Raw genomic sequence first — 18216 nt, 5'->3', positions numbered from 1 at the left:
AGTAAAGATTGCTTGAGAGTCAGCGAGTTATCGCAGGTCGCTATGAGGTTGGAAGCCTCATCGGTCGCGGTGGCATGGCCGATGTTTATGAAGGTGTAGACACCCGTTTGGGTCGCACCGTTGCAATCAAGTTGCTCAAGTCAGATCTTGCCAACGACCCAAGTTTCGAAGCTCGCTTTCGTCAAGAGGCTCAAGCTTCTGCTCGCATGGCCCACCCAACCATCGTTCGCGTTTACGACGCCGGTGAAGAGATCACTCGTGACGAATACGGCAACGAACAAAAGGTTCCATACATCGTTATGGAATATGTAAAGGGTGAACTTCTTCGCGACATCATGCACGGTCGTCGCCTTTCACTTCAAGAAGCCATCGACTATGCCAGCGGAGTTCTAACCGCTCTAGAAATTTCTCACCGCGCTGGTGTAATTCACCGCGACATTAAAGCTGCCAACGTAATGATCACCGACGGTGGCCAAGTGAAGGTTATGGATTTCGGTATTGCTCGCGCAGTGTCAGATTCATCAGCCACAATGGCGCACACCAGTGGCATCGTTGGCACCGCACAATATTTCTCACCAGAGCAAGCTCGCGGTGAAACTGTTGACTCACGCACCGATCTTTATTCAGCTGGTGTGCTGCTTTACGAAATGCTTGCTGGTCGCCCACCGTTCAAGGGTGAGACTGCTGTTTCAGTTGCCTACCAACACGTGAGCGAAGCAGTGCCGGCACCATCTTCGTTTGACCCGAGCATCACTGCCGAACTTGATCAAGTTGTTTTGCGTGCACTTGCAAAAAACCGCGAAGACCGTTTTCAAACTGCAGAAGAGTTCCGTGAGAACTTGCTTGCCGCTGCCGCAGGTTCACCGGCAACAGCTCCAAGCCCAATTCACGCATCGCCACTGGCAAATGTTTCAACTCAGCAAACTGAAATCATTCGCAACGTTGCCGATGATGACTTCGAAGCTTTGTTCCGCGACAGCGGTGTAACCAGCAACCCATTGCCAAGTGAGGCTACTAGCAACACCGGCCCGGTTGGCACTGGCACCAACCCGTTCGCCACTCTTGGCGTAGAGATTCCAAGCACCAACGGCAGCGGCCCGGTTCGCTTGCTTACTCGCAGTGGCGGGCCATCCAAAGGTTTGATTTGGACCATCGGTTCTGCAGTTGGCGTGATTTTTGTTGGACTCATGATTTGGCTGGTGAGCCTGGGCAACCTTGGAGCCAACATCATTCCAAGCCCATCGGGCATTGATGTTGCCAACGTGGTTAGCCAGACTTACACAGACGGCTACAGCGCACTTACCGGCCAAGGTTTGTTGGTGCAAAAAGTAACCGAGCCGAGCGACACCATTGCGGTTGACACCATCATTCGCACCGATCCACCGGCAGGCACAACTGTTCCCGAGCGCACTTCGATCATTGTTTATGTGTCGAGTGGCAAGAACACCGTGTTGGTTCCAACTTTGGCTAACCTCACCGAGAGCGCTGCAAGTGCTGCTCTTGCCGCCGCAAAACTTACTCTTGGCACAATCACTCAGGCAAACAGCGCTACGGTGCCAGCTGGTCAAGTGATTGAATCTGACCCAGCCTTGAACACTCAAATTGCCGAAGGCACTGCTGTGAATCTTGTAATTTCAAACGGCAAGGTTATGGTTCCTGATGTGCGCAACCTTTCGGTGAGCGACGCTCGTTCGGCACTACTTTCACCAGAAGTAGGTTTCACGGTTTCAATTACAACTAAGGATGCCTGCACCGGAACAGCCGGCACCATTGTGGTTGATCAGTCGATTCTGCCGGGGCTTGCGCCGCAGAAATCTGCAATCGTGCTTTACGTTGCTTGTCAGTAATCAATAGCCTGAACTTGTAATTCAAGTTCGTTGATTAACTTCGTCTAAGACAAATTAACCAGCGGCGACAAATCTTTCGCACGCTCAGCAGCACCATTAAGGCCAATCGACTCCAACCAGTTGCCAAGCATTTGGTAACCGTGTTGGGTCAACACTGACTCTGGGTGATATTGCACACCATAAATTGGTTTGCTCTTGTGTTGCAGCGCCATGATTACGCCGCCCTTTGAAGTTTCAGTTGGCGCAGTGCGCGCGGTAACAAGCAAATCGGCTGGCACTGTCGAATCAACAACTGCCAGTGAGTGATAACGAGTCGCGGTGAATGGCTCGGCAACATCCTTGAAGATCAAAGAATCATCGTGGTTCACCAGCGAGGTTTTGCCGTGCATCAATTCTTCGGCGCTGGTCACGGTTGCACCCATGGCTTCGGCGATTGCTTGGTGGCCTAGGCAAACACCAAACACCGGCTGGCCACTCTGCAGCGCCAACTTAACCACAGGAATGCTCAAACCCGCATCGGCCGGGGTGCCAGGGCCTGGGCTGAGCAGCACCGCGTCGTATTTGGCTAGAAGTCCTGGCAACTCAGCCTCGGTCACCACGTCGTTGCGCAAAACTTCAGTTTCCGCGCCAAGCTGCTGCAAATAACCGTTGAGGGTATAAACAAAGCTGTCGTAGTTGTCTAAAACCAGAATCTTAACCATGAGACATTAAGCCTACTTTGGATGAGCGTGGGCCAAAGCGCCAAGTGTAGAATTGGCGCATGTCTGAAAAGAAACTAACTAAGCCAGCAAAGCCTCAAGCACCTAAGGGTGAAGACGCACCGAACCCAGCCTGGTTCAAGCCACTGATGTTCGGCTTCATGCTTTTGGGCCTCGTCTGGATTATCACTTACTACGTGACCAGTGCACAGTTCCCGCTAGGAGCCGGCACTCCATGGAACCTTGAGAACTGGAACATCCTGATTGGCTTCGGCATCTCAATGGTCGGCTTCATGATGTCGACCCGCTGGAAGTAAATTACAAACTTAAGTTATTGGCTTTATAAATAGCCAAAGCTACAAACACCGCCACAATCGCTAGCAAACCTAGCTTTTGGGCGGTTTTTTGTTGCTCGTTGCGGGTGGCCGCATAAAGCGAAGCCACTGCACCACCGGCTAGCAGACCACCCACGTGACCCTGCCAACTAATGCCGGGCACGATGAATCCGAAGAAAAGGTTGATGGCAATCAGGCCGACCATGCCGCGTGAACCCGCGCCCACCGAGCGCAAAACCACGAAATAGGCGGCCATTAGGCCAAAGAATGCCCCGGATGCGCCAACCACCGGGGTGTATGGGTCGCCCAGGTAAAGCACGGCAACTGAGCCGCCAAGCACTGAAACTAGGTACAGGGCAAGGTATCGAACGCGGCCCAGCATTGGCTCAAGAATTTGGCCAAAGATGTAAATGGAATACATGTTGAGCAAAACATGCAGCGGGTTGCTCGGAGAGTGCACGAAGCCCGCGGTGATGAAGCGCCAAGGTTCGCTGGTTGCCAGCGCCGGCGCAAAGAAAAGCTGCTCAGTTAGGTGCGAGCCGGGCAGAATCTGCCCGACCCACAACAAAACATTGATCGCTACTAAGGCCAGTGTGACCTTTGCGCGACTTTGAGTGATGAAGTTCACTAAACCTTCTCGATGGTGATTGATTCGATGATTACGTCATCAAGTGGCTTATCGCGACCGTCGGTCTCTACGCCTTCAATCTGCAGAACAACCTTCTTTGAAACCTCGTCTGCAACCTCGCCGAATACGGTGTGCTTGCCAAACAACCAAGTGGTTGGAGCGGTTGTGATGAAGAACTGTGAACCGTTGGTGCCAGGGCCGGCGTTTGCCATGGCTAGCTTGAAAGGCTCGTTGAAGTTGAGCTCTGAGTTGATCTCATCGCCGAACTGGTAGCCAGGGCCGCCCATGCCGGTGCCGGTTGGGTCGCCACCCTGCAGCATGAACTGCTGAATGATGCGGTGAAAAATTACGCCGTTGTAAAGCGGCTTGTTGGTCTGGGTCGCGCCGGTGCGTGGGTCGCGCCATTCGATAGAACCGGTGGCTAGGCCCTCAAAGTTCTCAACGGTCTTGGGAGCGTGCAGACCAAATAGGTTGATCTTGATTGCTCCGTGGTTGGTGTGGATAGTGGCTACTGATGTGTGCTGAGTCATGCTCACTATTCTGGCACGAGAGCCGGCTCATGGCAGACTCGTCGTATGCAAAAAGGGCGCCGGCTAGGCGAAATGCTGGTTTCGGCCGAGCGTGGTCGAATTACAAAAATCGACGCGGGTAAAGTTTCGCGCGGTGAGTTTTTCACCACCGACAGCGCCTGGCTAAACAAACCGGTACGCAAGTTTTTATCCGAGGCATTTGCGGCTTCACCAGTTGCCTTAGACCCATTTGCTGGGGATGGCCACCTGCTGCATTTGGTTGCTGCCGAATTTGGTGTCGCGATTCAGGGTTTCGATATCGCCAGCAAGCATTGGCCAAAGAATGACTCACTCAAAAAGATTGCCAACCCGGCCGGCGCAGTGATTATTACCAACCCGCCTTACTTGGCCAACCACTCAGCTAAGCGCAAGGGCGTTGATTCGCTGGTGGCTAAGTATTTCGCCAAGGGTTTCGACAACCTCTATAAGTTGGCACTCGATAGATCTCTTGCGGTAGCCGACTATGTTGTGGCGATTGTTCCAGAGACTTTCTTGCTGTCGAGTTTTGATAAGTCACGCTTGCAATTGGTTTCGGTCATTGAGGGTGACTTGTTTAGCGACACCGAGGCGCCTGCAGTGGTTGCCTGTTTTGGGCCTACTGCCAAGAAAAGCCAAGTGTTTGTGAATAACAAAAAGATTGGCGAGCTCGATGCGCTTTTGGCTTTACGCAAATTCTCGAATTACAAAAAATCTGTAATTCACTTCAATGTTGCCGCTGGTCGCATTGGTTTGCGAGCAGTAGACAGCAGTGACGGTGTCACGCCGATTGCATTCATGTTGGCTAAGGATTTCAAATATGCCGCTGGCAAAGTTAGTCACAGTTCCCGCTTGATGACATATGTCGAGATGCCAAACCTGAGTGATGCACAGATTGCAGAAGTAATTCGCATTGCGAATGAGCGGCTTGCGAGTATCCGCGGTGAATCACAAGATTTGGTGTTGGCACCGTTTAAGGGCAACGACAAAAATGGCAAACGGCGCCGGCGACTTGACTACGCATTGGCACGCGAGATTCTTAACTTTGCAGCAAGGCAGAACGTTTAGACTGCATGCATGAGCCTGCCTAAACCAAATGTCATTGACCCAAAATCTGTTTCAACGTTGCGTTGGGGCATCTTGGGCGCGGCCGCTATTGCACACGCATTTGTGACCGGCGTGCAAAAACACACAACTCAAAAGATTGTTGCCGTTGCATCGCGCACCCCTGGTAAGGCCGAAAATTTTGCCGCTGAGTTCGGCATCGATGCGTATGACAATTACGAGTCTTTGTTAGCTCGCGAAGACATTGATGTTGTCTACATTCCCACCTTGCCTACTCAGCACCGCGATCACGCACTCATGGCAATCGCCGCTGGCAAGCATGTGTTGATTGAAAAACCAATCACTTTGGATGTTGCCGAGGCCGAGGAAATCTTTGCCGCTGCCAATGCTGCAGGTGTGCTGGTCATGGAGGCAATGTGGACTCGCTACCTGCCGCAGTATGACCTTATTCGTCAGTTAATTGAAGCCAACACCTTGGGTGACATCGACATTGTGAATGTCAGCATGTGCCAGGCCAACCTTGAGATTGGTCGTCTGTGGAAGAAGGGTCACGGTGACCCGTTCTTCGACATGGGCATTTATCCGGTGAGTTTTGTTCAGACCTTCTTGGGCAACCCAAAAACCATCACCGCTCAAGCGGTGCTTCACCCAAACGGTGTTGAAGAAGAAGTGTCAGTTCAGCTTGGCTATGAGTCAGGAGCTCGCGCCTACATTTTGCTTTCGGCACGCGCTGCCATTCACGGCCCTGCTCAGGTTGGTGGTTCAAAAGCCAAGCTCACCGTTGGCCCAGAGTTCTTTATTCCGGGAAGTGTTGGCATTTCTCCCGTTGATTTTGGTGCACCAACCGAATTTTGGCACGACGAAACCGGTGTGGTGGGTCACGAAGGTTTGTCATACCAGGCAACTGCACTGGCTAGCTTTGTTGACCAGGGACTTATGGAATCACCTTATGAATCTCACGCAGACTCAATTGCAAACATTGCGACCTGTGCTGAAGTGATTCGCATTATTGGCGCCGAAATTTTGTAAGTCAATGTGACTCTGATGGGTGACTACAAAGAAACCGAGCATCAAATTCGCAATTTGTTTTTGCAATCCGTTGCAAAGATGATGGCGCACAAAGAGTTCATGCTTGATGCCAAAGCACCCGAAGAGTTGCATGATTTTCGCGTTGGTTTGCGCGAGGTTCGCTCTAATCTAAAGAACTTGTCGTTCTTATTTGAAGACAAAGAGCGCCTTCGTGCATTGTTGATAGAGCTTTCTTGGATTGACGACTTGATTAGCGCGGTGCGAGATGCCTCTGTCTTGCGCAAGGTCGTGGGGGTTAAATCAACTGCTCAACAAAAGTTGCTAGCTGAAGCAATCAACAGCCCGCGCTGCGATGAAATGTTTTTGGAATTACAAAACTTTTTGCAAAATGCAAAAATGAAAAAACGTTTCGTGCGTGAATTCATGAAGTTTGCCAAACCGCTTTTTAAACATCGCTATCGTGAACTCAAGAAAATGACGCGGGATGTTAGTTTCAAAAAATCGAGCGATAGAAAGCTGCATCAACTTCGAATTGCAACTAAGCGTGTGCGCTATCTCGGTGAAGTTTGCATTCTGCATACACCCAACCAAAAGATGGCAGCAAAAGTTACTAAACTCGTCGCCGCTCAGACCATGCTTGGCGACTTCAACGATTTAGTGATTGCACGCAATTGGTTACAGGCCAATGATGGCGACCAACAGCTCGACCAATTGTTGGCCAATCAGCAATTTGAACTGCGCGGGTTGATGGGGGCTAAACTGCGATTCTGATGACAAAGCGAAACCGCAGACCAGTTTGGTTGACCAGAAACCTGGCCGCCATTTCTTGGGTTTCGCTTTTGCAAGACGCCTCCAGCGAGATGCTCTACCCAATCATGCCGGTGTTGCTAAACAGCGTGCTCGGTGCACCCGCGGCAGTAGTTGGCGCTATCGAAGGTGCCGCCGAGGGCGCAATGGCCGCCACCAAACTAGCTTCTGGGGGGATCAATCGATACATTCCGCGCAAGATGATGGTGTTTTTGGGCTATGGCGGTGCCGCTCTGGGTAAGGTATTTGTTGCCCTGGCCAGCATTTGGCCAATGGTTTTGGTTGGCCGAGTGGTTGATCGCCTTGGCAAAGGAATGCGCTCGGCAGCGCGCGATGCCATATTGGTGCAGGGCGTCGATAAAACCCACCGCGGTCGAGTGATTGGCTTTCACCGCACCTCAGATACCACCGGCGCGGTTATCGGCCCGCTTTTGGCGCTTGCCATGCTGTCGCTATTCAACAACGACATTCGCCCCGTGCTTTGGATAGCCGTCATTCCCGCGGTGCTATCCGTGGTGGCAGTGCTGTTTATAAAAGACACCGAGCCACGCACCCGACTACGCGCCAAACCGAGCTTGGGAGTTGCCGCCGAAGACAACCCGGAGATCTCTCAGAAGCTTGATTCTCGGGTTTCCAGGGTTGTCACTTTGCTGTCGTTGTTTGCTTTGGTGAATTTTCCTGATGCGCTTCTGATTCTGCACGTGAGCCAGGTGGGGTTCGACGTGATGCAGGTTGTTGCAATCTACCTCTTGTTCAACATTTGCTATGCCGCCCTCAGCTTTCCGATGGGAATGCTGGCCGACCGCGTCAAACCCCAGTATGTGTATGCCATTGGTTTGGTTTGCTTCGCTGTGGCCTATGCCGGCCTGGGTCTAACCAGCGACCCCGCGATCACAATTCTTTTGATTGCAATCTATGGTGGCTTCGCCGCAGCCAACGACGTGGTCGGCAAGTCTTGGGTGTCTAAGTTGGCACCCGATCACCAACAGATGACCGTGCAGGCAAGACTTCAGGGCCTCAGTGGTTTCGGCATTTTGATTGCCGGAATCTGGGCAGGACTGACTTGGAATCTTGGTGGCGGCTTCGGAACCGTGCCTCTGGTGATTTCTGGAGTGCTTGGTTTAGGCGCAGCTATTTTGATAAGTTCGCTTCGATTAACGAAATAATTTCTGCATCGTCAGGCACGGTAGTTGGTCTAAATCGGTGAATCTCACCGTTTGGCAAAATCAGAAACTTCTCGAAGTTCCAAAGCACCGGGCCAGCTAATCCGGCGCGATCTTTAGTTTTGACTAGTTCTTTATAGAGCTCATGGCGACCCTTGCCATTGACTGCAGCCTTTTCAGTCATCGGAAAAGTTACACCCCAGGTAGTGCTGCAGTACTCAGCGATGTCATCACTTGTTTTCAGTTCTTGTAGAAACTGATTCGATGGCACACCTAGAACGGTGAAACCTTTGTCACCATAGGTTTTTTGTAGTTTCTCCAGGGCTTCATACTGCGGGCTGAGGCCACAACGCGAAGCGACATTTACGACCAACACCATTTGGCCCGCGAATTCAGAGAAGTTTCGAGTGGTGCCATCCAGCATGATTAGTTCTACGTTTTCAAGGCTCATGCCTACCTCAACGCCGGCGGGGCTTGGTTCATTCCCAGCTAGGCAAAGCGATAAAACGCCAGCGTGATTGCAAGTGTGAACATCACGGCAGCAATAAAAATGTCGAGCACGCGCCAAAAGATTGGTCGCGACATAAACCTTGACGCAGCTTTGGCGCCAAAGCCTAAAACAAAGAACCACACCACACTGGCTGTCATTGCACCAAAGGCAAAGAACCAGCGATTGTCACCAAAGGTTGTTGACAGGCTGCCCAAAAACAGAAGTGTGTCTAGGTAAACGTGCGGGTTCAAAAAAGTTAGCGCAAAGAGAGTTGCTAGAACTTTGCCGCGCGATTGCTGAGTTGCTTCGGCAGGCGTCAAGTAATCGTTCTTGGTTGCAGCGATCAAACTCGTGATTCCAAACCAAGTTATAAATGCAACACCGAACCAGCGGATGATCTCGAGCAACCAAGGCAAGCTAGCAACCAACGCACCCAAACCAGCAACACCAACAGAAATCAACAGCGCATCCGCAGCCGCGCAGAACAACACAATCATCAATGTGTATTGACGAGTTAATCCCTGGCGAATTATGTAGGCATTCTGTGCGCCAATTGCCGCAATAAGTGAAAGGCCAGAGAAGAAACCTGGCAGGAATGCAATTAGGCCGTGCGTGTTATTCAAGATTTGCCTCGGCCCAAATATTGATTGCTGTTTGAATGAATTTTGCGAGCCCTGGTTCGAATGCTTCGTAGGTTGCTTTGAACGCCGGATCCATTACATAGGTTAGCGCCAGAGCCTTATAAGCAATTTTGGTTGGAGTCCAAAACTGACAAACAAACTCGTAGTGCTTGCCAATCCAATGTTGCACATCGATGTCATCGATGGTTTTGCCAGCGCGCATTAGGTCGGCAAGATTTTTTGCGATGTGTTCGTGACCACGACGATATTCATCATGCTTCTCACTATTCACATGTTGTGAAGCGTGATTGGCAGTTGAGTCTTGAAACCAACTCATTCTTAGATTTTGGTTAGCAACAAAAGTTCGACGGGAGCATTTAATTTGCCCTCAACAAACTGAGTAATCTTTGCGACCGACGGCGCATCGTTGTGCTTCAGCCAGTCTTCTCGAGACGCCCACTGCTCAATAAAAACAAGCTTGCCGGTGGCTTCGTCATACAGGTCATAGAAATTACAGCCTGGTTCGTTGCGAACTTCTTCACTGATTGAAAGAAGGTAGGCGCGAATCTCATCTAGGTACTCCGGCATTGGAGTGAAGATTGCTGAAAGATCGAAATTTGTCATTGCTCTAGCCTAAATGCCCACTTAAACAAGAAAATCGCCTCCCTGTTTAGGAAGGCGATTTTGTTTCGTGGAGACTAGGGGGGTCGAACCCCTGACCCCCTGCTTGCAAAGCAGGTGCTCTACCAACTGAGCTAAGTCCCCGGATCTGATACCGGTTTGGTGCTGTTTCTACGTTTGGAATCCAAATCTCAGTTGAGAAAGGCTTCCTGGTGGGCCTAGGAGGACTTGAACCTCCGACCTCTTCATTATCAGTGAAGCGCTCTAACCACCTGAGCTATAGGCCCGTAGAACCTTTACGACATTACACGAAAAACGGCTTGGCTACAAACCGAACTTAGTTATTGGTGAATCCAACGCTGATGCCACCGGTTAGGCGACCAATCACGTTGAAGATCAATGCTGAGATTCCGGTAAGCAGGGTGCCCAAAATTACGTTGAAGAACGCGATGGTGGTTGCGAATGACAACACTCGAGGCAAACTCAACACAGCAGCAACGTCTGCGCCGCCGTTGGTTGATGCACCGCCAACCACGCTGTTTAGCAAGTTGTTTAGGCTGCCAAACAAGCCGGTCTGGCTAACCAGCAACCAGATCAAAAAGAAGCCCACGATGGTGGCGATGCCGCCAGCAAGAGTCACCAAAAAACCAACCTTGGTTGCAGACCAGAAATCGATCTGAACCAGCTTGAGTTTTACCTGCTTCACCGGTGGAATGTTTTTGCGGGTTACACGCGAGATGAGGTTGCTCATGCAGGTTCTCCTTCGGTAATTACTTCGGATGAGTCTAGATTGCGTTCCGTGTTCTTGGCTAGTCCAAGAATGCTGTCGTCTTCTTCGAAGCGAGCGAAGACAACACCCATTGTGTCGCGACCCTTAGCTGGAACTTCACTAACTGCAGAGCGAACCACCTTGCCCGAGGCTAGAACTACAAGAGTTTCATCTTCTTCGCTCACGATGATTGCGCCAACTAGGTCGCCGCGCTTTTCTTCGAGCTTGGCCACCTTGATTCCAAGACCACCACGGTTTTGTGCACGATATTGTGAAACCTCGGTGCGCTTTGCATAACCGCCTTCGGTAACAACAAACACAAACGAGTCATCAACATCGTTGATTACCGATGCACTCAATAGGTAGTCATCCTTGCGGAAACTCATACCGATGTTTCCGCTGGTGTCACGACCCATAGGGCGAAGTGATTCATCACTGTTTGAGAATCGAATCGACATGCCCTTGTGTGAAACAAGCAACAGGTCATCTGCCTCGGATGCCAACATCGCAGAAACTAGTTCGTCACCCTCGCGCAATTTAATCGCGATGATTCCGCCGGTGCGTGCGGTGTCATAAGCATCAAGTGATGTCTTCTTAACCAAACCGGTGCGAGTTGCAAGAACTAGATATGGTGCAGCCTTGTAATCGCTAATGTCTAGAACTGCAGCAACACTTTCGTCTGGCTGCATGGCTAGCAAGTTTGCAACGTGCTGACCCTTTGCATCGCGCCCAGCTTCTTGAACTTCATAAGCCTTGCTGCGATAAACGCGACCCTTATTGGTGAAGAACAACAACCAGTGGTGAGTTGTAGTCACAAAGAAGTGTTCAACAACATCGTCGGCACGCAGGTTAGCTCCCTTGACTCCCTTGCCACCGCGGTGTTGTGAGCGGTAGTTGTCACTCTTGGTGCGCTTGATGTAGCCACCGCGAGTAAGCGAGATAACCATCTCTTCTTCAGGAATCAGATCTTCAGTCTGAACATCGCCGTCACCACCAGCAACAATTTGTGAACGACGGTCATCGCCGTGCTTGGTCACAACTTCAGCAAGTTCTTCGCTGATGATTGTGCGCTGACGAACTGGGTCGGCAATGATTGCCTTGTAATCAATGATTAGCGCTTCAAGTTCAGCCGCTTCGTCAATAATCTTCTGACGCTCGAGTGCTGCAAGCTGACGCAACTGCATGTTCAAAATTGCACGAGCTTGCAGTTCATCAATTGAAAGCAATGTCATCAAACCGTCGCGAGCCTCATCCACAGTTGGGCTCTTGCGAATCAGTGCAATCACTGCGTCGAGTGCATCAAGTGCCTTTAGGTAACCGCGCAAAATGTGAGCGCGCTCTTCGGCCTTGCGCAAACGGAACTGAGTGCGACGAACAATAACTTCCACCTGGTGTTCAACCCAGTACTTAATGAATCCGTTGAGTGCAAGTGTGCGTGGCACGCCATCAACCAATGCCAACATGTTGGCACTGAAGTTTTCTTGCAGCGGGGTCAACTTATAAAGGTTGTTTAGAACAACGCGGGCAACCGCATCTTTCTTAAGCACAACAATCAATCGCTGACCGGTGCGACCAGATGTTTCGTCGCGAATGTCAGCAATGCCCTGCAGACGACCTTCTTTAACTAGGCCCGCAATCTTCTCGGCCAAGTTGTCAGGGTTCACCTGGTATGGCAGTTCGGTAACTACCAAGCAAGTGCGGCCGTTGATTTCTTCCACGTTGACGATGGCACGCATGGTGATTGAACCACGGCCAGTGCGATAAGCCTCTTCAATTCCCTTGCGGCCAAGGATGTGTGCGCCGGTTGGAAAGTCTGGACCCTTGATGCGCTCGATTAGCGCTTCAAGCAGTTCTTCATCCGAAGCTTCTGGGTTCTTTAAGTACCACTCGGCACCGGCAGCAACTTCACGCAGGTTGTGCGGCGGAATGTTGGTTGCCATACCAACGGCGATACCGATCGAACCGTTGATCAGAAGGTTTGGAATTCGTGAAGGCAACACGGTTGGCTCTTGGGTGCGGCCATCGTAGTTGTCTTGAAAGTCGACGGTCTCTTCGTCGATGTCACGAACCATCTCCATGGCCAACGGCGCCATGCGGCACTCGGTATAACGCGGAGCCGCAGCTGGGTCGTTTCCTGGCGAACCAAAGTTTCCCTGACCAGAGATCAGTGGGTAGCGAAGGTTCCAATCCTGGGTGAGGCGAACCATGGTGTCGTAGATGGCGCTGTCACCGTGCGGGTGAAACTGGCCCATAACGTCGCCAACAACACGCGAACACTTTGAGAACTGCTTGTCTGGGCGGTAGCCGCCATCAAACATCGCATAGATAACGCGGCGGTGAACTGGCTTTAGGCCATCGCGAACGTCTGGCAAGGCGCGGCCCACGATAACGCTCATCGCATAGTCAAGGTAGCTGCGCTGCATTTCGACCTGAAGGTCGACCTGCTCAATCTTGTCGATCAAGCCTGATGAGTTTGTAGTTTCTTCTGACATCTTTTATCCCTCGCTCGTTCCTAGATATCTAGGAAGCGAACATCCTTCGCGTTCTTTTGGATAAATGAACGACGTGCTTCAACGTCTTCACCCATCAGAGTTGAGAAAACTTCGTCTGCAAGTGCAGCGTCTTCAAGAGTCACCTGCAAAAGGGTGCGAGTGTTTGGATCCATGGTGGTTTCCCAAAGCTCGTCGTAGTCCATTTCACCAAGACCCTTGTAGCGCTGAATCGAGTTTTCTTTTGGAATCTTTTTGCCAGCTGCGGCGCCATCGGCCAAAGCCTTGTCGCGCTCTTCGTCGCTGTAAACATATTGGTGCGCGGTGTTAGACCACTTGATTTTGAAAAGTGGTGGCTGTGCAAGATAAACGTAACCGTGCTCAATTAGAGGTCGCATGTAGCGGAACAAGAATGTGAGCAACAGTGTGCGAATGTGCAAACCGTCAACGTCGGCATCGGCCATCAAAACGCACTTGTGATAGCGCGCCTTGCTCGCATCAAAATCTTCACCGATGCCGGTTCCGAATGCGGTGATCATGGCTTGAATTTCTGCGTTGCCAAGTGCGCGATCTAGTCGAGCCTTTTCAACGTTCAAAACTTTTCCACGCAGTGGCAAGATCGCTTGAGTTTCTGGATTGCGACCACGAACAGCAGAACCACCCGCAGAGTCACCCTCAACCAAGAAGATTTCAGAAAGCTCAGGGCTGCGTGATGAACAGTCGCGCAACTTGCCTGGCATGCCGCCCGATTCCAGCAATCCCTTGCGGCGTGTGGCCTCGCGGGCCTTGCGCGCAGCCTGACGTGCGCTCGCTGCCTGAATAGCTTTGCGAATAATGTCTTTCGCGATGTTTGGGTTGCGACCCAACCAATCTGCAAATTCTTCATTCACAACTTTTTGCACGAATGCTTTTGCTTCGGTGTTACCAAGTTTGGTTTTGGTCTGGCCTTCAAACTGTGGCTCAGAAAGTTTCACCGAGATAACCGCAGTCAAACCTTCGCGGCAGTCATCACCGGTTAGGTTTTCGTCTTTTTCTTTTAGCAAACTCTTTTCGCGAGCGTATTTATTTAGCAGCGATGTCAACGCGGTGCGGAAACCTTCTTCGTGGGTTCCACCTTCGTGTGTGTTGATGGTGTTTGCATAAGTGTGAACGCTCTCGTTGTAAGCGTTGGTCCACTGCATTGCAATTTCAACCGACATGTTCTTCTCTTTTGTTTCAGATTCAAACGAGATGATTTCTTCGTTAACAATTTCGCTCTTCTTAGAAGCGTTTAGATATGCAACGTAATCGCGCAAACCGTTTTCGTAGCAGTAGCTGTCGTCACGACCGTTGCGCTCGTCGTGCAGGGTGATGGTTAGACCCTTGTTCAAGAAACACATCTGCTGAAAACGCTGACGCAATGTTTCGTAGTCGTACTCAACGGTTTCAAAAATATCTGGGCTCGCCAAGAACTCGGTCATGGTTCCGGTTAGGTCAGTTTCTTTACCCTTTGCCAATGGCGCGTCTGGCACACCGATTGTGTACGACTGAGTCCAGTAGTGACCCTCGCGAGCAACTGCCACTCGCAACTTGCTTGAAAGAGCATTAACTACGGATGCGCCCACACCGTGCAAACCACCGGATACTGCGTAGCCGCCGCCACCGAACTTTCCACCGGCGTGAAGGATGGTCAAAACCACTTCAACAGTAGAGATGCCTTCGGTTGGGTGAACCGACACCGGAATGCCTCGGCCGTTATCTTGCACGCGAATCCAGCCATCCTTGGTGATGGTCACATTGATGGTGTCGCAGTAGCCGGCCAGGGCCTCGTCTACAGAGTTATCTACGATTTCGTAGACCAGGTGGTGAAGACCGCGGGGGCCGGTTGAGCCAATGTACATTCCCGGTCGTTTGCGAACTGCCTCTAGGCCTTCTAGAACCTGAATATTGCCGGCGTCGTAGTTGTTTTCGGGTGTAGACATATTTAGTTAAAACTCCTTGTAATTGGCTCGTTAGGTCCGTTGAAATGCGCCTCAATAGGCGACTGATTTTCGGGGTGTCTAACTTGGTAAATTCTACCCTTAAAGCCAGTCATTTACTGGGAACTCGGCCAGTCCGAGTGAGTTGTCAACTTATCCGCGCAAGGATGAAATATCGTGTCTCAGCACAGCTTCGTCCACGCTCGATTTCATCCATACGTGTCGCGAGGGCCTCGGCCAGGGGCTGTTCTAGGGCCCTTTTTCCAACTTGGAGCCTCTGGGCCCAGCAGTTTTAGGGCCTTAATTTCGACCTGTGGAAAGGCCTCGTGCAGCTTGGCCAAAATGGTGGTTTGCATCAGGCGCAGCTGGGTGGCCCAGGCAGTCGATTTGCACCGCACGGTGAGGGTGCCGTTGATCAGGGCCTCTGGCTGGCTGGCCGCCGCATTGGTGTCGCCAACCACCTCTGACCAGCGGTTGAAAAGGTCAGCTTCGGCCAATTGGGCTTCCCAGCGAAAGTCCTTAAGCAGGCCATCCACGGTGTCGCCAGCCTTCACAAAATCACGCCCTGAGCCAAACGGAATCGACTCCGCGTTCTTGGCGGCTTCGGCAATGCGCTTGGCGTCACGTGAAACGCGGCCGGTCACCGCATCGCGCATCTTCCAGTAGAACTCTTGAGCAAAGTCATTCACGTTCTTGTTATTAGGCATTGTTTTCACCATCCGAAATTTCTCCGGCACGAACTTCAAAAATCACCGCGGATAATTCCTGTGGAACATCTTCGCCAACAGCTGCAGTAATCAGTACCTGTTCGTTGTTTGCGATTAATTCGGCAAGTCGTGATCTACGCCCTGCATCAAGTTCGGCAAACACGTCATCCAAGATCAAAATTGGGTCACCCGAACGAGTTTCGGCTTTTAGCAATTCAATCGAGGCTAAGCGCAAGGCAAGTGCATACGACCAGGATTCCCCGTGGCTGGCATAACCCTTTGCCGGTAATTCACCGAGCATCAAAACCAAGTCGTCTCTATGTGGTCCAACTAATGAGATTCCTCGTTCTAGTTCTTTTGATCGAACGAATTCGAGTTTTAGTTTGAACAACTCGGCAATTTGTAGTTTGTCTTTAGTTTCAATTGCATCGAGTGGTGCGCCATCTTCGTCATCACTAACAATCGCAGCACCAAGCAACGAAGACTTGACGATAATTTTTGGTTCGTTGTTTGCAATTGCAATTTTTTGATAAGCGGCAAAAAGATGTGGTCGCAATCTTTCAATCACATCAACACGGGCCGCAACAATTTCAGCACCAAAATTTATTAGCGATTCATCCCAAGCATCAAGAGTGCTGAGCGCAGAACCTTTCGCTCCAGTTTGTCTTGCCGTTTTCAAAAGTGTGTTGCGTTGTTTTAAAACTCGCTCGTAATCGCTGTAAACACCTGCAAAGCGGGGCCACACCTGAACTACCAACTCATCAATAAACGCGCGGCGATTAGACGGGTCGCGCTTAATGATGTCGAGATCTTCTGGCGCGAAAGTTACTGAATTTATGTAACCCAAAATGTCTCGCACTTTTTGTGAAGGTGATTTATTTACGCGTGCTTTATTTTGTGATTCGCGATTTAGTTCAAGTTCAATCAACATTTCACGATCATCAAAACTTGCTAATGCACGAATCAGAGCGCTGTCTTCGTTTTGTTTAATCAGTGGTTGATAACCAGCTACTCGATGTGATGAAAGTGTCGATAAAAATCGAACTGCTTCAACCAAATTTGTTTTGCCTTGACCATTGGGGCCAACCAATAAATTCACGCCAGGTTGAAACGCAACTTCGGCCGTTTTGTAATTACGAAAATTGGCCAGCGAGAGATGCTTGATTAACATCTCTAACCGGCCTCTTTTCTAAAAACTAAATTCGCTTAGCGAACAAGAAGGTTTGGCTGAAGCAAGTAGCGGTAGCTGTCTGTTTCGGTTTTCTCTTTTGAGCCGTGAGATGAAATCAAAACTGGGCCAGGCTTGTTCGGGTTGTCGTTGTTGGTGAATGCAATCTTCACGAACTCGGCGTGCACGCCACTCAAACCGTCAATCAAGAACTGCGGCTTTAGCGAAACAACAATTTCTTTGCCAGCAAGTTCCGCGCTGATGCTCTCTGATGCCTGTGCAGTTTCATTGCCGGTTGCCTCAAGTGAAACTTTGCCTTCTTCGAAGCTGTAGCGAAGTGGGCTTTCTCGTTCAAGCACCAAAGACACTCGGCGAGTTGAGTCGATTAGATCTTGGGTGGTGATCACTGCATAGTTATCGATGTCTGCAGGGAAGAGGCTCTTCACCGGTGGAAAGTTGCCCTTCAAAAGCAATGAGGTTACCGAGCGGTTGTTTGCCTTGAAGGCAATCATTTCGCGGTCATCTGATTTGGCGATGGCGATCTGAATTTCACCCTGGTTGCCGAAGGTCTTTGCCACTTCTTGAAGGGTGCGAGCTGGCACCAAAGCAATCTGGCCAGCTGATCCTGAATTAGCGTTCCACGCTGCTTCGCGAAGAGCCACACGGTAACGGTCAGTGGCTACGAATGAGAGTGACTTTTCGCCTGCTTCGATCTGAACACCGGTAAGCACTGGCGTGACGTCATCCTTAGAAGCGGCAGTGGCAACCTGCTGAACTGCACTGGCAAATGCCTCACCGGTGATGGTTCCTGAGATGGCTGGAATTTCAGGAAGGGTTGGGTATTCCTCAACCGGCATGGTCAAAAGTGAGAATTTGGTTGAACCACAAGAAACGGTGACTTTAGATCCATCGGTAGCAAATTCGACTGGGGCGTTCGGCAGCTTGCTGGCGATCTCTGAAAGAAGACGGCCTGAAACCAAAACTCGACCTGAGGTCTCAACCTTGGCCACGATTTCTGCCTGAGCTGAAACTTCGTAGTCAAAAACTGAAAGGCGCAATGCGTTTGCATCGGCTTCGATCAAGATTCCACCAAGAATTGGCAAAGTGGTTCGCTGTGGCAAAAGTCGAACTGCAAAAGAAACTGCTTCACTGAGCACGTCTTTATTTACTTGAAACTTCAAAACTTTTCCCCAAATCTGCCGGCCTAGCCTGGCACTGGTTTCTAGGGGTTAATCTTGGCACAGTTTGGCTTAGGTAAAGCCCATTTGAGGTTTTCT

At 50.7% G+C, this 18216-nt stretch carries 19 protein-coding genes and 2 tRNA genes; 6 read left to right on the top strand and 15 right to left on the bottom strand.

Annotated features, from left to right (window positions below; translation table 11 throughout):
• Nucleotides 1-8 precede the first annotated feature (8 nt).
• A complete protein-coding gene (pknB, locus tag Q0L28_RS02395; RefSeq protein ID WP_296631101.1) occupies nucleotides 9-1847 on the top strand; it encodes a Stk1 family PASTA domain-containing Ser/Thr kinase in 1839 nt (612 codons plus the stop codon).
• 44 nt (nucleotides 1848-1891) lie between these two features.
• Here the strand turns inward: pknB and Q0L28_RS02390 are convergent, their stop codons facing one another.
• Nucleotides 1892-2548, bottom strand: a complete 657-nt coding sequence (locus Q0L28_RS02390; protein WP_296631098.1) for a gamma-glutamyl-gamma-aminobutyrate hydrolase family protein — start codon at nucleotides 2546-2548, stop codon at nucleotides 1892-1894.
• Nucleotides 2549-2607: 59 nt separating this feature from the next.
• Between Q0L28_RS02390 and Q0L28_RS02385 the strand changes: the two genes are divergently transcribed.
• Nucleotides 2608-2862 (top strand): cell division protein CrgA, encoded by a 255-nt coding sequence (locus tag Q0L28_RS02385; RefSeq protein ID WP_296631095.1) that lies wholly within the window; start codon nucleotides 2608-2610, stop codon nucleotides 2860-2862.
• Between the two features lies 1 nt (nucleotide 2863).
• On the opposite strand, the gene Q0L28_RS02380 is transcribed toward Q0L28_RS02385, so the two are convergent.
• Both Q0L28_RS02380 and Q0L28_RS02375 read right to left on the bottom strand, forming a co-directional pair.
• Nucleotides 2864-3508: a rhomboid family intramembrane serine protease gene (locus tag Q0L28_RS02380; RefSeq protein WP_296631092.1), complete on the bottom strand. Its 645-nt coding sequence runs from the start codon at nucleotides 3506-3508 to the stop codon at nucleotides 2864-2866.
• Nucleotides 3508-4038: a peptidylprolyl isomerase gene (locus tag Q0L28_RS02375; RefSeq protein WP_296631089.1), complete on the bottom strand. Its 531-nt coding sequence runs from the start codon at nucleotides 4036-4038 to the stop codon at nucleotides 3508-3510. The genes Q0L28_RS02380 and Q0L28_RS02375 overlap by 1 nt, the downstream gene beginning before the upstream one ends.
• A 45-nt stretch (nucleotides 4039-4083) precedes the next feature.
• Between Q0L28_RS02375 and Q0L28_RS02370 the strand changes: the two genes are divergently transcribed.
• The 4 genes from Q0L28_RS02370 to Q0L28_RS02355 are packed head-to-tail and all read left to right on the top strand — an operon-like array spanning nucleotide 4084 to nucleotide 8120.
• Nucleotides 4084-5121 (top strand): hypothetical protein, encoded by a 1038-nt coding sequence (locus tag Q0L28_RS02370; RefSeq protein WP_296631087.1) that lies wholly within the window; start codon nucleotides 4084-4086, stop codon nucleotides 5119-5121.
• A gap of 9 nt (nucleotides 5122-5130) precedes the next feature.
• Complete coding sequence (locus Q0L28_RS02365; protein WP_296631084.1) at nucleotides 5131-6147, top strand: Gfo/Idh/MocA family oxidoreductase; 1017 nt, start codon at nucleotides 5131-5133, stop codon at nucleotides 6145-6147.
• Between the two features lie 15 nt (nucleotides 6148-6162).
• The gene (locus tag Q0L28_RS02360; RefSeq protein ID WP_296631081.1) at nucleotides 6163-6918 is read left to right on the top strand and encodes a CHAD domain-containing protein; all 756 of its coding nucleotides are present in this window, start codon (nucleotides 6163-6165) and stop codon (nucleotides 6916-6918) included.
• Entirely contained in the window at nucleotides 6918-8120 is a 1203-nt protein-coding gene (locus Q0L28_RS02355; RefSeq protein ID WP_296631079.1) for an MFS transporter, read from the top strand. Before Q0L28_RS02360 ends, Q0L28_RS02355 begins: the two co-directional genes overlap by 1 nt.
• On the opposite strand, the gene Q0L28_RS02350 is transcribed toward Q0L28_RS02355, so the two are convergent.
• From Q0L28_RS02350 to dnaN, 12 genes are all read right to left on the bottom strand, one after another.
• Entirely contained in the window at nucleotides 8086-8568 is a 483-nt protein-coding gene (locus tag Q0L28_RS02350) for a glutathione peroxidase (protein WP_296631077.1), read from the bottom strand. The two genes, Q0L28_RS02355 and Q0L28_RS02350, sit on opposite strands and share 35 nt — an antisense overlap.
• Before the next feature lie 38 nt (nucleotides 8569-8606).
• Nucleotides 8607-9230: a LysE/ArgO family amino acid transporter gene (locus Q0L28_RS02345; RefSeq protein ID WP_296631074.1), complete on the bottom strand. Its 624-nt coding sequence runs from the start codon at nucleotides 9228-9230 to the stop codon at nucleotides 8607-8609.
• Nucleotides 9223-9564: a TipAS antibiotic-recognition domain-containing protein gene (locus Q0L28_RS02340; protein ID WP_296631072.1), complete on the bottom strand. Its 342-nt coding sequence runs from the start codon at nucleotides 9562-9564 to the stop codon at nucleotides 9223-9225. The genes Q0L28_RS02345 and Q0L28_RS02340 overlap by 8 nt, the downstream gene beginning before the upstream one ends.
• A gap of 2 nt (nucleotides 9565-9566) precedes the next feature.
• Nucleotides 9567-9851 carry an antibiotic biosynthesis monooxygenase gene (locus Q0L28_RS02335; RefSeq protein WP_296631070.1) on the bottom strand — a complete coding sequence of 95 codons (285 nt, stop codon included), beginning with the start codon at nucleotides 9849-9851 and terminating at the stop codon, nucleotides 9567-9569.
• Between the two features lie 68 nt (nucleotides 9852-9919).
• A tRNA-Ala gene (locus tag Q0L28_RS02330) sits at nucleotides 9920-9992 on the bottom strand.
• A 66-nt stretch (nucleotides 9993-10058) separates the two neighbouring features.
• A tRNA-Ile gene (locus Q0L28_RS02325) sits at nucleotides 10059-10135 on the bottom strand.
• A gap of 50 nt (nucleotides 10136-10185) precedes the next feature.
• Nucleotides 10186-10599, bottom strand: coding sequence for a DUF3566 domain-containing protein (locus tag Q0L28_RS02320; protein WP_296631069.1), 414 nt, complete (start codon nucleotides 10597-10599; stop codon nucleotides 10186-10188).
• A complete protein-coding gene (gene gyrA, locus Q0L28_RS02315; RefSeq protein ID WP_296631066.1) occupies nucleotides 10596-13109 on the bottom strand; it encodes a DNA gyrase subunit A in 2514 nt (837 codons plus the stop codon). The genes Q0L28_RS02320 and gyrA overlap by 4 nt, the downstream gene beginning before the upstream one ends.
• Nucleotides 13110-13129: 20 nt before the next feature.
• On the bottom strand, nucleotides 13130-15067 hold the full coding sequence (gyrB, locus tag Q0L28_RS02310; protein WP_296631064.1) for a DNA topoisomerase (ATP-hydrolyzing) subunit B: 1938 nt from the start codon (nucleotides 15065-15067) through the stop codon (nucleotides 13130-13132).
• 206 nt (nucleotides 15068-15273) lie between these two features.
• Entirely contained in the window at nucleotides 15274-15771 is a 498-nt protein-coding gene (locus Q0L28_RS02305; RefSeq protein WP_296631061.1) for a DciA family protein, read from the bottom strand.
• Nucleotides 15764-16942: a DNA replication/repair protein RecF gene (recF, locus tag Q0L28_RS02300; RefSeq protein WP_296631060.1), complete on the bottom strand. Its 1179-nt coding sequence runs from the start codon at nucleotides 16940-16942 to the stop codon at nucleotides 15764-15766. Before recF ends, Q0L28_RS02305 begins: the two co-directional genes overlap by 8 nt.
• A gap of 35 nt (nucleotides 16943-16977) precedes the next feature.
• A complete protein-coding gene (gene dnaN, locus Q0L28_RS02295; protein ID WP_296631057.1) occupies nucleotides 16978-18120 on the bottom strand; it encodes a DNA polymerase III subunit beta in 1143 nt (380 codons plus the stop codon).
• Between the last annotated feature and the right edge of the window lie 96 nt (nucleotides 18121-18216).

Source organism: Rhodoluna sp. (assembly GCF_024639375.1).
Lineage (GTDB): Bacteria > Actinomycetota > Actinomycetes > Actinomycetales > Microbacteriaceae > Rhodoluna.
Note: the sequence above shows the minus strand (reverse complement) of the source record. Positions and strands in the feature narration are given on the sequence as shown.

What these genes read in the sequence shown, in the direction of transcription:
- Q0L28_RS02390 (WP_296631098.1), bottom strand. Translation starts at nt 2,548, where the DNA reads ATGGTTAAGATTCTGGTTTTAGACAACTACGACAGCTTTGTTTATACC.
- Q0L28_RS02385 (WP_296631095.1), top strand. Translation starts at nt 2,608, where the DNA reads ATGTCTGAAAAGAAACTAACTAAGCCAGCAAAGCCTCAAGCACCTAAG.
- Q0L28_RS02375 (WP_296631089.1), bottom strand. Translation starts at nt 4,038, where the DNA reads ATGACTCAGCACACATCAGTAGCCACTATCCACACCAACCACGGAGCA.
- Q0L28_RS02370 (WP_296631087.1), top strand. Translation starts at nt 4,084, where the DNA reads ATGCAAAAAGGGCGCCGGCTAGGCGAAATGCTGGTTTCGGCCGAGCGT.
- Q0L28_RS02365 (WP_296631084.1), top strand. Translation starts at nt 5,131, where the DNA reads ATGAGCCTGCCTAAACCAAATGTCATTGACCCAAAATCTGTTTCAACG.
- Q0L28_RS02360 (WP_296631081.1), top strand. Translation starts at nt 6,163, where the DNA reads ATGGGTGACTACAAAGAAACCGAGCATCAAATTCGCAATTTGTTTTTG.
- Q0L28_RS02355 (WP_296631079.1), top strand. Translation starts at nt 6,918, where the DNA reads ATGACAAAGCGAAACCGCAGACCAGTTTGGTTGACCAGAAACCTGGCC.
- Q0L28_RS02350 (WP_296631077.1), bottom strand. Translation starts at nt 8,568, where the DNA reads ATGAGCCTTGAAAACGTAGAACTAATCATGCTGGATGGCACCACTCGA.
- Q0L28_RS02340 (WP_296631072.1), bottom strand. Translation starts at nt 9,564, where the DNA reads ATGAGTTGGTTTCAAGACTCAACTGCCAATCACGCTTCACAACATGTG.
- Q0L28_RS02335 (WP_296631070.1), bottom strand. Translation starts at nt 9,851, where the DNA reads ATGACAAATTTCGATCTTTCAGCAATCTTCACTCCAATGCCGGAGTAC.
- Q0L28_RS02320 (WP_296631069.1), bottom strand. Translation starts at nt 10,599, where the DNA reads ATGAGCAACCTCATCTCGCGTGTAACCCGCAAAAACATTCCACCGGTG.
- gyrA (WP_296631066.1), bottom strand. Translation starts at nt 13,109, where the DNA reads ATGTCAGAAGAAACTACAAACTCATCAGGCTTGATCGACAAGATTGAG.
- gyrB (WP_296631064.1), bottom strand. Translation starts at nt 15,067, where the DNA reads ATGTCTACACCCGAAAACAACTACGACGCCGGCAATATTCAGGTTCTA.
- Q0L28_RS02305 (WP_296631061.1), bottom strand. Translation starts at nt 15,771, where the DNA reads ATGCCTAATAACAAGAACGTGAATGACTTTGCTCAAGAGTTCTACTGG.
- recF (WP_296631060.1), bottom strand. Translation starts at nt 16,942, where the DNA reads ATGTTAATCAAGCATCTCTCGCTGGCCAATTTTCGTAATTACAAAACG.